We start from the raw sequence: 12,895 nt of genomic DNA, 5'->3' as shown, positions 1-12,895 counted from the left end.
GAGTAAGCGTCATCATGGAGCGTCAGCTGAGCCGGTCAGATCGTCTAATTGCGCACATGGACAGTGCTCTTCACATGTTGGTGCCTGGCGCAGCGGTGGCGCGCCGAACCAATCCAGCGGCGGCTGTGGGCGAGGCAGCGCTAGATGCGTTCGAACGCCAGCATGTGGCTGGAATAGTGCGGGCCGCTCATAGTGCGACAGTAGGCGCGCAAGGGTTTTACCATGGGCAAATGGCGCTCATTAAGCAGCCGACCTCACGGCGGCAAATGGAGCCATTAGCAGCAGAAACGCAGGATCATGTTGCTTGGTGCCATCAGCGGCTTGCCCAGCTAGGCAGCCCACCAGCTACTTTACACCCGTTTGGTATGGCCTCTCCCTTGGCCTCGGGTTAACTGCGGGCGCGATTGGCGATCGTTTTGGATTGGGAATGACGGCTGTTACGAAAGAATTAATGAGCCAGCAGCTTAATAAGCAATTTACCCAGCTCCCCGTCGATGACCATAATTCCCGCCCCCTTTTTCGCCAAATGGCGGCCGATAACGGCCATCATGCTCGTCTTGCGATTGAGGCCAGCGGTTCCCGTTTTCCTGCGCCGATCAAGTGGGGCGTGGGCGTTCTGGCCAGCGGCGTTATGAAAGTCGCCTACCACGTTTAGGTGTAGCCAAGGAGAGAAGACGATGCCAGGCAATGCCGTGGTGCGGTTGAAATGATGTGACGTGTGAACAGCAAAAAGCCCCTCATTAGGGGCTTTTTGCTGCATGGGCACGTGCTTACGTTAACCACTGATAAGCAATGGTGCTTTAGGCATCAATGCGCTTATATTTCATTCGCTTAGGTGTGTCGTTGCCCACCCGCTTTCTATGATCAGCTTCATAGTCGGTGTAGTTGCCATCAAAGAACACCACTTCTGAATCGCCTTCAAACGCTAGAATATGCGTTGCGATCCGGTCTAAGAACCAGCGATCATGCGAGATCACCATAGCGCAGCCGGGGAATGCCAGTAGCGCTTCCTCAAGCGCCCGCAGCGTCTCGATATCCAGGTCGTTAGAGGGCTCATCCAGCAGCAGCACGTTAGCGCCTTGCTTAAGCGTTTGTGCCAGTTGAAGACGGCCACGCTCACCGCCGGAGAGTTCATCGAGGCGTTTCTGCTGGTCGTTACCCTTGAAGTTAAAGCGGCCAACGTAAGCGCGGGATGACACCTCATAACCATTGATATTGAGGATATCCTGACCGTCAGAAACGGCTTCCCAAACGGTCTGCTTGTCATCCAGCGCATCGCGCAGCTGCTCAACGTAAGCAATCTCGACCGTTTCGCCAAGGACAACGTCGCCTGCGTCCGGCTGCTCTTTGCCTGTAATCAGCTTAAACAGCGTTGACTTACCTGCACCGTTGCCGCCGACGATGCCCACGATAGCCCCTTGGGGAATGCTGAACGAGAGGTCTTGATAAAGCAGTTTATCGTCGAAGCGCTTGGCCACATTGTGAAACTCAATGACTTTATCACCCAGGCGAGGGCCGGGTGGGATATAGATTTCATTGGTTTCATTACGCTTTTGGAAATCGCCTGACTGCATTTCTTCAAAGCGGTTAAGGCGAGCCTTGCTTTTAGCTTGGCGACCTTTAGCGTTACTACGCACCCACTCAAGCTCTTGTTTAATAGCTTTTTGGCGGGTGGCCTCCTGTTTCGCTTCCTGGGAAAGACGCTGCTCTTTCTGTTCCAGCCATTGAGAGTAGTTACCCTCAAATGGAATGCCTTGCCCGCGATCAAGCTCTAAAATCCAGCCTGCGACATTGTCGAGGAAGTAGCGGTCGTGGGTAATCGCTACCACCGTGCCGTTATAGTCATGCAGGAAACGCTCTAGCCAGGCAACCGATTCTGCATCCAGGTGGTTGGTCGGTTCGTCAAGCAGCAGCATATCAGGGCTTGAGAGCAGCAGGCGGCACAGTGCCACGCGACGTCGCTCACCACCGGATAAGTTGCCGACTTTGGCATCCCAGGGCGGCAGGCGCAGCGCTTCAGCCGCAACTTCAAGCTTACGCTCAAGGTTGTGGGCATCAGCCGCTTCGATAATGTTCTCAAGGCGCGCCTGCTCGCTGGCTAATGCATCAAAGTCTGCATCCGGCTCAGCATAGGCGGCATATACCGCATCTAGTTTCTCTTGGGCTTGTTTAATTTCGCCCAGCGCTTCCTCGACGGTGTCACGGACATTTTTTTCGTCGTCGAGCTGCGGCTCCTGGGGGAGATAGCCCACATTGATGCCAGGCATCGGACGAGCTTCACCTTCAAACTCTTTATCGACACCGGCCATGATGCGCAGCAGTGTGGACTTACCCGCACCGTTCAAGCCAAGTACACCAATTTTGGCGCCAGGGAAGAACGATAGCGATATATCCTTGAGAATTTGCTTTTTGGGTGGCACAACTTTGCCAACCCGGTTCATGGTGAATACGTATTGCGCCATGGAGATCCGTTAGGTTGATGAAAAAAAGACGCCACTAAGGTGCTGGCGTAAAGCTTAGATGATAGTGCTCAGCGCGGACAAAGGCCAGAATAGCGATAGAGACATCGCTATTCTGGAGAAAACAGGGCATCACGAAAGGGATAGCCAGGCAAAAAATGCCGAGTGGGTGTTAAAACAGATGAGAAAACCGATGATGCCCGGGTGTAGTAAGACGATGACCTTAATCTGCGTTATAGATGCTTAACGACTTAAATGAACGTTACTCTTCTTCATCCCAGTCGTCTTCAATCGCGCGCTGCAGTCGCCGCTCTTCTAACCAAGCTTCTACCTGCCGACGGGCGCGTAAGGTATCTGCCTTGCTGGGTTTGCTTTTACCATAATGGTCATCGTTCACCGCATCTAAGTTATCAAACTCGTCAGCGTCGAGCGTTTCGGTGGTATACGTTTCACGATTTAAGGGGTCACGGCTCATGGTATGCCCTCCAACCCAAGCCGGCGCGCCGGCATCACAACGGCTTCTTATCTTACGCTGTTTAAACGTTAATGAGATAAGAAGCGCCTAGCACTGTGTATGCTGTCGATACATAAGTACTTAGCCGCTATATAACGCTGCTCGGGTTAAAGTTCAAGCGTAATTTTTGCATTCGCTAAAATAAAATTATTGGGCAGGCCCCTGCTGCTTTTGTAAGGCGGCAAGCGCTAGCTGCGCTTCAACACGCTCAGTAACATCTTTTTGTACGCCGATGTAGTACATCAAGTTATCGGCTTCATCATAAACGGGCGTAATCGACAGTTCATTCCAAAACATGGTGCCGTCTTTACGATAGTTGCGCAGCACTTCTCGCGAAGGGTGCCCATCTTTCAGAGCCTCTCTAATAGATGCCAAGGCGTCCTGATCGCGGTCTTCGTTTTGTAGAAAGCGGCAGTCGCGGTAAAGAATCTCATCAGCACTGTAGCCAGTTAAGCGTTCAAACCCCTTGTTTACATAGATGAGTATATTTTCGTCGCCTTCCTGCTCTGCAACGACAATACCATCTTCAGAAGCGTCGACAATGCGTTCGAGTAGCTCCGGGCTAATTAAAGGAGATCGTTTCATCAATGGGTTCCTGTTGCTGCTCTCATTCTTCCGTAGCCATGACGTTGTAGGTCAACGCGGGGCTCGCCTTATGGGAATCTCTTACTGCAGGACTATGCGGCATTTCATACCCGCAAACAAAACAAAAATAGCAAAAAAACAACTAGCCACCGCTATCACTCCCTCTATCATGGCGAGCGTTGGCATGCATTGCAAACCACTATTGCGTCTATTGGCTTTATCTATTTATCTGCGTTCATATTAGCAGCCAGCAGTCACCGAGGCGCCCGCTTAAAACGGAAGTGGTTTAAAGTGAAAGCAGGCAGGCTACTCGACTTCAGGTAATCGCTGGGCGCTAAGCATCGCGCAGAAAGCGGTGCCGGCCAGTATCACCAGTAGCATGGCGCTGCCTAGCCACTGTGCAATGACACCGATAATACCCCCGACGATAAGCATTAATACGCCCGTTAACGTATTAGAAAGCGCAACATAGAGCGCGCGGTTATCTTGGCTCGCCATATCCACTAAATAGGTTTTTCGCCCCAAGCGAACGCCGTGATGCACAATCACTAGCAGGCCATAAATAGTGGCATAAGGCCACACGCTCTGAGTCCATCCGCCCGGTAGCCAACTTAAACCCGCGCCTAGCAAGCAGCACAGTAAAGTGCCAATCGCCGCATCACGCATGACGCAGCGGCTCGATTGGTCGGCGCGCTTTCCCCATACAGGGCTTGCGACCATGGCAGCGATACCCGAGACCACCACCAGTAGCCCCAGGCCGCCTAATTCGGTGCCACTCTGCTGCTGGCCGAGGAGGGCCAAATAGGGGAGAGCCAGAGCGCTTGATAACAGAAGGGCGCGGGCAAGATTAAAGTGTAAAAAGGTGGGGTCTGACCTCATCAGTGATAGCCCTAGTTTAATGCTGTCCCAAGCATTTTCACCGCCTTCAACCGCTCCGGGGACCTCTTTTATTCTCGCCGCACAAAACGCGTTAAGTAGCCATCCTAATCCAGCCACGCTAAGCAAAATGGCTAGAGCTGTATTGCCGGGACGGTCGCCGAACCACATCAATACGCCACCCGCGACAAGCGTGGCGGCCCCTGCCACGCTGCCACTCCAGCCCATTAACGTGCCGCGCCGCCGCTTGGCAATGGTTTTGCCCAAGACATCCTTAGTTGCAATAGAGGATAGTCCTCGCGCCAAGGCGAGCATCACAAGTGCGCCCAGCACCAATATGCCGCCGATTGCGCCGTTGCCCATCAAGGCAAGTAGCGCCAGAGCAAAGGCGGCCAGGGCTTGAAGCATGGCACCGGCGACCCACACCCATTTACGCTGTGGCCGTAAGCGAATAAAACCCGCTACAAAAAGCTGCGGCAGCAGCGCGCCGGCCTCACGGATAGGCACTAACAGGCCGACCATCCAGATAGGAGCACCAATAATACCCATTAGCCAGGGGAGTACTAAGCGAGCGCTGGATAGCTCATCGGCCAGCTTATTACCCAGTGAGGCGAGAAGGTGTTTGAAAAAATTATGCGGCTGTTCGCTGCAGGCGTCCTCAGGAATGTCATCACACATGCGGCTGTCATCATCTCCTGTCAGCCATTCATATAACCGTGATTGAGATACGTTATGTTCAGCCATGCGGGGTCCTTGGCGGTTGCTAATATAAGGTAAGGTGACAAAATGCCTGGCTATGGCGCTGTATTAGGATGTTCTGTCTAATGCCATAAGCAATGTAACAGCCTATATGGCGCAATAGGCATTTCAAAAAACACGCATTTTTTCCAAACAGGAAGTGTTAGATGTCACGTATTCAAATTCGCTATTGTACCCAATGCCAGTGGTTGCTTCGCAGCGCTTGGTACGCGCAAGAACTACTTTCTACGTTTGGCGAGCGTTTAACAGAGGTAGCACTCTCTCCCTCTCATGGTGGCACATTTGAAATATGGTGCGATGACAAATTGCTGTGGGAGCGTCAACGTGACGGCGGTTTCCCCGATATTAAATCGCTGAAAAAGCAGGTGCGTGACCATATCGAGCCCGACCTTACGCTCGGGCATATCGACCGATGAGCCAGGATCGTTACGCCATTCTGTGTGGGTTAGGCGCTGTTGCTCTGTGGTCAACCGTTGCAACGGCATTCAAAGTAGCGCTTGCCTGGATGAGCCCGCTAGAGCTGATGTGGCTAGCTGCGCTGGTATCTTGGCTGTTAATGAGTGCCATCGTCATCATGCAAGGCAACGTGATCAATGCACTACGTAGTGGATGGAAGACAGCCGCCTGGGCAGGGTTGATGAACCCAGTCGCCTACTATTTGTTGCTGTTTGCTGCCTATGACCGCCTGCCAGGGCAAGAAGCAATGGCACTGAATTACACCTGGGCACTGGCCATGGCGCTTCTTGCCGTCCCTATTCTGGGGCAGCGGCTTACTCGAACCGATATCGTGGCAGGGTTAGTTGCCTACAGCGGTGTTTGGGTAATAGCAACCCGAGGTGCCGTGTTTAACGTTGCGTTTGAGGACCCGCTTGGCGTTGCATTTGCGCTTGGTTCCACTTTGGTATGGGCACTTTACTGGCTATTAAATGCAAAGGATCAACGTCAGCCTTTGATTGGCCAATGGCAGAATTTTAGCGTAGGGCTGCCTGTGCTGTCAGCGTTGCTGCTGCTAGGGCCTGGTATTGAGTGGCATGGATGGCCTGCTATTGGCGCTGGCGTTTACGTGGGCTTATTTGAAATGGGAGTGGCCTTTATTCTTTGGCAAGTCGCGGTTCAAAAAGTCTCTCGTACCGCAAAAGTGTCGAATCTTATTTTCCTTTCGCCGCCTATTTCCTTATTACTGCTTTATCTCGTTGTCGGAGAGCCATTACTGGCCTCAACGCTTGTGGGTCTAGTGTTGATTTTATTGGGATTGGCGCTTCAGCAGCTTTCTGGGTATGGGCAGCGTCATAAGACGCAGTAATGTTTTTTTAAGAGTTTGATTGTAATTTTTTGTGACTTTTGGTTTTATACTGCGGGAAGATGCTAATGCCATTAAATTAAGCTAACCTAAAAAAATAATGCGCGTATATCAGGCATTTTAATTAGCAATCTAATAACTATGGGCAGTCAGCGTTTAGTGCCAGCCAGTGGCAGTCGGGATAGTGGCAGGGATGCTGAAAGAGGGCTGCTTATTGATCAAGCAGCGCACAACGTTTTATTGGGGAACTAAGACGATGAAAGGCAATGCCACATTGAAACTGAAAAACTTATTTTCACAACACGCTTTTCGGCCCTTAACGGTCACCACCCTGGCGTTTATCCCTCTTACCGCGCTTGCGCAATCGCTTCCGGCGAGTTTATACGCACCCGGCGCCACAGACTTACCAAGCACCATTCAGCAAACTATTGTTACAAATCCTGAAGTAAATGCTGCCTGGGCAAACTTCAGCGCATCGGGAAGCGATGTAAGAGTCGCGCAGGGCAACTATCTGCCTTCTATTGATATATCGGCGGGGGTGGGGCGACAGGATCAGCAAAACGACGGGCGTGGCAGCTATAACTCTGACTTCGCAGAATTGACGCTGACCCAGATGGTATTTGATGGCTTTGCGACTCGCAGCGAAGTGGAGCGTTTAGACCGAGCTCGGTTAATCGCCTATTTTGAGCTGCTCGGTGCAAGTGAAGAGATCGCTCTGGAGTCTTTCCAGGCATATGTTGATGTGCTTCGCCATCGTGAGCTGGTTCGGTTAGCGCAAGAAAACTACCGGGAACACCAGCGTGTTTTTGGCCAAATTGAAGAGCGGGCACTCTCTGGCGCTGGGCGTGGGGTTGATTTAGAACAGATTAGTGGCCGATTAGCGCTGGCAGAATCGAATCTTATGACCGAAGCGTCCAATCTCCACGATGTAACGGCACGCTTTCAACGTATTGTCGGCACGCTGCCCGCACAAAACATGCTGCCTGCCCCGTCCCTTGCGGATGAATTGCCAAGGGACGTTAGCCAAGCGATCGAGATGGCATTCCAAGGCAATCCCGATTTTTATGCGGCCATTGAGAACATTGCCGTTCAAAGGGCTGAGCTAGAGGGCGCTCGGGCGGCCTATATGCCCCGTTTGGATATCCAAGGGCGCACGGGCACCAATAACGAGGACGATGCGATTGCCGGACGTAGAGACGAGCATAGCATTCAGCTCGTGGCCAGCATGAACCTCTATCGCGGTGGTTCCGACCAAGCAGCCTTCAATGCAGCAACCACTCGTATTGAGCAAGCTGAAAATCAGCGCGAAACAGCCTGCACCAATGTTAGGCAAACGACGCAAATTGCGTATAACGACACGCAGCGCTTGAGCGAGCAGCTGAGCTATTTAAATGAACACCGCCAGTCGATTGACCGTGTCCGCGGCGCCTATCAGCAGCAGTTTGATATTGGTCAGCGTACTCTGTTGGACGTGCTGGACAGTGAAAATGAGTTTTTCGAAGCAAGCCGTGCTTACTCCAATGCGCAGTTTGACCTGACATTAGCTCAGGCGCGTACGCTGGCTGCAATGGGGCAGCTAATGAGCACGCTGCAAGTGACGCGTGAGGATATTCCAAGCCTCAGCGAGCTTGGCTATGAGGACATGGCGGACAATATTCGCATGGCGTGTGGTGTCGAGGGGCCACGTGGTTTTACCTTAGACGACTTCACCCGTGGGATTACTGCGCAGCAAGGCAATGGTGCGCCTATCAGCGCCTACTCTGAAACTGAAGAAATGACGGTAGCGACCCCGGTTGAAGCCGCTGTTACAGAGGTGTCAGAACCCAGTCAAGCCCAAGGGCTGTATGTTCAGGTAGCGTCATTAAGCGCTATTGAGCGTGCTGAAGCGCTTAGCCAACAATTAAGTAACGAGTTATCCAGCAGCGCAAGAGTGATGGCTGCAGCAGGCAACTTCCGCGTGCAGGTGGGGCCGTTAGCGTCCTTGGAGGATGCGCGCTCCCTGCAGTCTGAGTTGCGAAGCGTTGGGTACGCGGATGCGTTTGTAACGCGTGGTTAAACAGTGGGCGATAAGCATCTGGGTATCCTAGATGCTTATACTTAGGATGGGAAATGAGGTTTCTGTGACGCAAAGTGAGCTGACAGTTTCTGAGGCTGCCCGTAGCGGCGATAAAGAACCAAGCGATGAGTTGCTGGAGTGTTTGAAAACTGTTGCTTCTTACCATCAACACGATGTGTCATCTGAGGCTCTGAAGGCTGGCTTGCCTTTAGAACAAGGTCGGCTTATTCCCTCGGTGTTTGGGCGAGCAGCTTCGCGGGCAGGGTTAACCGCTAAAATTGTAAAAAGTAAGTTATCAGCGCTTAACCCCGCCTTATTTCCCGCCATTCTCTTGCTGGAACCGGGCCGTGCGTGCGTACTGTTAGGGCTAGACCTTAAACAGCAAAAAGCACGAGTTATCTTCCCAGAGCTTTCTGAGGCCGATATAGACGTGCCCTTAGAAGAGCTATATTCAGGCTACAGTGGCGAGGCCATTTACGTACGCCCCAAGTTTCGTGCAGATAATGCCTCAGAACCGGGTGTTAAAAAACGCTGGGGTCAGCACTGGTTTTGGGGGGTTATTCGCGAGAACAGGCGGCTATATCGCGATATTGTGCTTGGCTCTATCGCCATCAATATGTTTGCACTGGCGATGCCGCTGTTCGTGTTGAATGTTTATGACCGTGTTGTCCCTAATCAGGCTACTGAAACGCTTTGGGTGCTGGCGATCGGCATTTTCATTGTGCTGTGCTTTGACCTAGCACTGCGTTTAATGCGTAGCAGCTTTGTTGATTTGGCCGCCAGCCGGGCTGATGTCAAACTCTCCTCTTCAATCATGGCGAAAGTGCTGGGGATGCGCTTGGAGGCGCGCCCGGCATCAACCGGTTCATTTACGGCCACGCTGCAATCGTTTGAATCCGTGCGAGCGTTTATCGGGTCTGCCACCATCATTGGCATCGTTGATCTGCCTTTCGTGCTGCTCTTTGCCGCTATTATTGCGCTCATCAACCCCTGGTTAGTGCTGCCCGTGCTGGCCGGTATTGTGTTTGTGTTGCTCTATGCCTTGGCGGCCCAAGGGAAGCTGCATGAACTTTCACAAACAACCTGGGAAGTGGGCGCCCAGCGTAACGCGCTGCTGGTTGAGTCGGTTTCTCAGCTGGAAAATGTGAAGGCGCTGCGAGCAGAAAGCCGTATTCAGCGGCACTGGGAAAAAGCGTCTGCTTTTCTTTCAAGAACGTCTGCTCAACTACGTTTGGTTAGCACCTCCGTCTCTAATGTTGCCCAGTGGGCTCAGCACAGCGTTGCGGTGTGCGTCATTATTGTGGGGGTTTACCAGATCATCGAAGGCAACCTGACCCAAGGCGGCCTGATTGCCGCCTATATGCTCTCATCCCGCGCTATGGCACCGATTAGCCAAGCCGCCGCTTTGTTAGCGCAGTACCACCAGTCTTCGACGGCATTAGAGTCGCTGAATAACGTGATGGATAAACAAGTCGAGCGGCACGAAGGCAAAGCGTATGTGGAAAAGCCGAGTGTTTCGGGCAATATTCGTTTAGAAAAAGTGACGCTACGTTACCCTAATGAAGAGCGCGAAGCGCTGCGTGATGTTTCTATTGCTATAAAAGCGGGTGAGAAAGTGGCACTGCTAGGCCGCATTGGTTGCGGTAAATCCTCCCTCAATAAGCTGTTATTAGGGTTTTATCAGCCGACGTCAGGCGCAGTGCTGGTTGATAATGTCGATATTCGCCAGTTAGACCCGCTGCAGCTGCGCCGACATATTGGTTATGTACCCCAAGATGTGAGTCTGTTTGCCGGCTCATTGCGTGAGAACATAGTGGCAGGGGGTGGAAGCGACCGTGTCGATGACGAAGCGCTACTCAGAGCTATCGAAATCGCTGGCCTTGAGTCGCTGGTAAATAGCCACCCGAATGGCGTCGATCTTCAGGTAGGCGAGCGGGGCCAAGCCCTTTCTGGTGGGCAAAAGCAGGCCGTGGCTATCGCGAGGGCGTTAGTGCAAGACCCGCCTATTCTGCTCTTGGATGAGCCTACAAGCTCGATGGACAACGCCAGCGAGGAAGCTTTCAAAGCCAATTTAACGAAAGTAGCCGCAGGCAAAACCATCTTAGTCGTTACCCACCGCACTTCGTTACTCTCTCTTGTGGATCGCATCATTGTGATGGACGCTGGCAAAGTCGTCGCGGATGGCCCCCGTGATACGGTGGTTGAAGCACTGCGCAAAGGACAGATTGGGAGGGCGTCGTAGTGGCTAAAAAGTCCTCTTCAACCTCCGAGCAAAAAGGTTTCGACGCCATAGGGCGCTTCTCGGAGAAAGGCCAAAAACCGTTTCGCCCCTTTATGGACCGCCTTTTTGCTCGGCGTGTTACATCGGCGCATCTCAATCGAGATTGGGCGAGCGACACTGACTGGGCGCGCATGCAGCAAGAGCCGATCCGCGCTCGGCTATTCCTCTATACCGTTCTGCTGACCATTATCGCGCTGGTGGTCTGGGCTTATTTCGCGCCCATAGATGAAGTGACCCGCGGGTCAGGACGAGTTATTCCTGCCAGCCAGCTACAGCGTATTCAGTCGTTTGACGGGGGAGTGATAGAGCAGATCATGGTGCGAGAAGGGCAGGTCGTCAGTGCAGGCGAAGTGCTTATGCAGATTGACCCCACCCGGTTTGTGTCTGACTTTCGTGAAAACCGTGCGCAGCGCTTTGCACTGGAAGCCCGAGCAGAGCGACTGCGCGCACTAGCGACCAATACAGCATTCGAACCATCCGATGAGCTACGCCAAGAAGTGCCCAGCATCGTGATGCAAGAGCGTGAGGTGTATGAAAGCAGGCGAGAGGAACTTAGAGAGCAAGAAAATGTGCTCGAGGATCGTATTCGCCAGCGTGTCGAAGAGCTGAGGGAAGCGCAGGCGCGGCGTGATACTGCCCAGCGTGAAGCTAGCATGGCTGGTCAAGAATTGAACTTAACCCGCCCCCTTTTGGCCTCGGGGGCTGTTTCAGAAGTCGAAGTGCTTCGCCTACAGCGTGAAGTATCGCGCGCCACCGGTGAGCGTAACCAAGCCGATGCTGCCGTATCTCGCTTGGAAGCGGCGGTAGAAGAAGCGCAAACCCAGCTGCGCGAGCTAGGCGCAGAGCGAAGGAGTGAGTGGCGCAACGATTTAGCCCAAGTGCTTGGCGATCTCAATGCGCTCCAACAGTCGGGCACGGGCTTGCAGGATCGCGTGCGGCTTACCGAAATTCGCTCGCCGGTTGATGGTGTGGTGCAACGGCTGCATATCAACACTATTGGGGGGGTCGCCCAGCCAGGCCAAGAGGTCGTCGAGATTGTTCCCAGCGATGAGCAGCTACTGGTAGAAGCGCGGATTGCACCCCAAGATATCGCATTTTTGCACCCTGGCCAGCCAGCGACGATCAAGCTAACAGCGTACGATTACGCCATTTATGGCGGGTTACAGGCAGAGCTTGATCATATTAGCGCAGACACCATTACCGATGACGACGGCAACACGTTCTATCTGGTGCGCGTACGCAGTTCAGAAGATGAAAACATCGCCGAGCGGCTTCAGGTCATCCCTGGGATGACGGCACAGATAGATATTGTGACAGGGAAACGAACGGTGATGCAGTTCCTGCTTAAACCCGTTTTAAGAGCATGGCGAGATTCCATGGGGGAGCGCTAATGACACATTGGTTTGTAACAACAGATGGCAGTCTAAAAGCCCGTTGGAAAACAGCGTTCCCCGAGGCATTAGCCTTAACCCCTAGCACGCTAAACGACCACCCTCAGCCCAGCGATGTGGTCTGGTTGCTAACGACAGTGGCCGAGTGGGATACCCTCATTGCCAAAGTGACCGCACAAAAAGCAACCGCCGTTGTGATGAGCTATGCCCCTGATGATCGAGAAGCGTTAAAAGCGCTCGATTTAGGGGCAAGAGGCTATGTGCATACGCTTGCCGCTCCCGAGGTGCTTAATCAAGTCGCGCTAGTCGTTAGCAATCAGGGCGTTTGGGTAGGGCAAGAGCTCCTGGCCAAAGTGCTAGGCGGCACTTTTAAAGCATTACAGCAACGTGGTGACGTGAGCGACTATCAATCCAGTGAGTGCTTGCAGCAGTTGACCGAGCGCGAGCGTGGTGTCGCGCTTGCGGTTGCCAAAGGTGCGACTAATAAAGAAGTAGCACGTCAGTTGGATATTACCGAGCGTACGGTGAAAGCTCACCTAAGTGCTATTTTCAAGAAACTAACAGTGCGAGATAGGTTACAGCTAATATTAAAGCTGGCGCCTGTTTCGGAACAAACCACCCATTAGTGGCCTTTAATACTAGCGAGTTGCGCTAGTGAGAGAGTCATACCGATG

General features: G+C 52.8%; 10 protein-coding genes and 1 pseudogene. 7 read left to right on the top strand and 4 right to left on the bottom strand.

Translation table 11 applies throughout. The features are described from left to right. Nucleotides 1-14 precede the first annotated feature (14 nt). Nucleotides 15-655: pseudogene (locus tag LG301_RS10945) on the top strand (demethoxyubiquinone hydroxylase family protein). 145 nt (nt 656-800) lie between these two features. On the opposite strand, the gene ettA reads toward LG301_RS10945, so the two are convergent. From ettA to LG301_RS10925, 4 genes are all read right to left on the bottom strand, one after another. Next, the gene (gene ettA, locus LG301_RS10940) at nt 801-2,462 is read right to left on the bottom strand and encodes an energy-dependent translational throttle protein EttA (protein WP_404471199.1); all 1,662 of its coding nucleotides are present in this window, start codon (nt 2,460-2,462) and stop codon (nt 801-803) included. Between the two features lie 259 nt (nt 2,463-2,721). Continuing rightward, the gene (locus tag LG301_RS10935) at nt 2,722-2,934 is read right to left on the bottom strand and encodes a PA3496 family putative envelope integrity protein (protein ID WP_404471198.1); all 213 of its coding nucleotides are present in this window, start codon (nt 2,932-2,934) and stop codon (nt 2,722-2,724) included. Nucleotides 2,935-3,120: 186 nt separating this feature from the next. Beyond that, nucleotides 3,121-3,558 carry a PAS domain S-box protein gene (locus tag LG301_RS10930; protein ID WP_404471197.1) on the bottom strand — a complete coding sequence of 146 codons (438 nt, stop codon included), beginning with the start codon at nt 3,556-3,558 and terminating at the stop codon, nt 3,121-3,123. 306 nt (nt 3,559-3,864) lie between these two features. Continuing rightward, complete coding sequence (locus LG301_RS10925) at nt 3,865-5,178, bottom strand: MFS transporter (RefSeq protein ID WP_404471196.1); 1,314 nt, start codon at nt 5,176-5,178, stop codon at nt 3,865-3,867. A gap of 161 nt (nt 5,179-5,339) precedes the next feature. On the opposite strand from LG301_RS10925, the gene LG301_RS10920 reads away from it, so the two are divergent. From LG301_RS10920 to LG301_RS10895, 6 genes are all read left to right on the top strand, one after another. Continuing rightward, complete coding sequence (locus LG301_RS10920; RefSeq protein ID WP_263068037.1) at nt 5,340-5,609, top strand: SelT/SelW/SelH family protein; 270 nt, start codon at nt 5,340-5,342, stop codon at nt 5,607-5,609. Beyond that, a complete protein-coding gene (locus LG301_RS10915) occupies nt 5,606-6,496 on the top strand; it encodes a DMT family transporter (protein ID WP_404471195.1) in 891 nt (296 codons plus the stop codon). The genes LG301_RS10920 and LG301_RS10915 overlap by 4 nt, the downstream gene beginning before the upstream one ends. A gap of 253 nt (nt 6,497-6,749) precedes the next feature. Beyond that, the gene (locus LG301_RS10910) at nt 6,750-8,549 is read left to right on the top strand and encodes a TolC family outer membrane protein (protein ID WP_404471194.1); all 1,800 of its coding nucleotides are present in this window, start codon (nt 6,750-6,752) and stop codon (nt 8,547-8,549) included. A gap of 64 nt (nt 8,550-8,613) precedes the next feature. Continuing rightward, nucleotides 8,614-10,791, top strand: a complete 2,178-nt coding sequence (locus LG301_RS10905) for a type I secretion system permease/ATPase (RefSeq protein ID WP_404471193.1) — start codon at nt 8,614-8,616, stop codon at nt 10,789-10,791. Next, nucleotides 10,791-12,221, top strand: coding sequence for an HlyD family type I secretion periplasmic adaptor subunit (locus LG301_RS10900; RefSeq protein WP_404471192.1), 1,431 nt, complete (start codon nt 10,791-10,793; stop codon nt 12,219-12,221). Before LG301_RS10905 ends, LG301_RS10900 begins: the two co-directional genes overlap by 1 nt. After that, nucleotides 12,221-12,847 (top strand): LuxR C-terminal-related transcriptional regulator, encoded by a 627-nt coding sequence (locus LG301_RS10895; RefSeq protein ID WP_404471191.1) that lies wholly within the window; start codon nt 12,221-12,223, stop codon nt 12,845-12,847. The genes LG301_RS10900 and LG301_RS10895 overlap by 1 nt, the downstream gene beginning before the upstream one ends. Nucleotides 12,848-12,895: the final 48 nt, after the last annotated feature.

It is taken from the genome of Vreelandella venusta (assembly GCF_044809155.1).
Taxonomy (GTDB): domain Bacteria; phylum Pseudomonadota; class Gammaproteobacteria; order Pseudomonadales; family Halomonadaceae; genus Vreelandella; species Vreelandella venusta_B.
The sequence above is the reverse complement of the archived record's forward strand: the minus strand, read 5'-3'. Positions and strand labels throughout refer to the sequence as shown.